Consider the following 659-nt stretch of genomic DNA (forward strand, 5'->3'; position numbering starts at 1 on the left):
AACTGTAATGCCTCCCTGATCATTATCTACTTCGCCTGCATGTGCTTTTTCAGAGTAGCGCTCTCGCAGGGCTTCATCGATACTTCTAGCAAGTTCAAAATGCTTACCGGTTGGCTGAAACATGCGACCAATACTTCTAGCTCTATAGTGCTTTTTTATATGTGACAATGAACGCTCATAATCTGAGAACGCTGGCGGGTAGTGTGTTGAGATGTCGACAAATTCGATATCAGTAATGACAGGCGGGAGAGCACTAACAAATGGCGTCGTATAATAGGTGCTATAGTCTGAGTAATCCTGATACGCCGCAACCTCAGCCTTTACTCCTGACGGTAATATAAAATACTCTCTTTCTGCAATTATTCCTGATTCTGCAGCCTTGAAGTAAAGGTACTGTGCATGCTTGAGTGTTACATCTGCCATTAATTTTTTCCTTTTTTAGAATGCTCTTGCATTTTCTGAGAAATGAGGCCTGTATAGCTGATACTTGCGGGTGTAGCTACGTCTTCTTCTGCATCTCTGTTATCTAAACTTTTTGAATCATCATTCTTATATTGATCTTTAATATTCTGTGCATCACGCTTATCATGCTCATCTCTAAGCTCATTCTTTCGCTCTCTTGCTCCCCTCACAAACTCAGCGTTTGACATATTTTTCGT

2 protein-coding genes are annotated in these 659 nt (G+C 41.1%); both read right to left on the reverse strand.

The window, feature by feature from the left end; all coding sequences use genetic code 11:
- A partial coding sequence (locus J7438_RS26770; protein WP_209279059.1) for a hypothetical protein occupies window positions 1-423 on the reverse strand: 423 nt, incomplete at its 3' end.
- Window positions 423-659: hypothetical protein (locus tag J7438_RS26775; RefSeq protein WP_209279060.1), on the reverse strand; the 237-nt coding region annotated here is incomplete at its 5' end. The genes J7438_RS26775 and J7438_RS26770, both read right to left, overlap by 1 nt.

The organism is Thalassotalea sp. G20_0 (genome assembly GCF_017744175.1).
Classification (GTDB): Bacteria; Pseudomonadota; Gammaproteobacteria; order Pseudomonadales; family Endozoicomonadaceae; genus Endozoicomonas.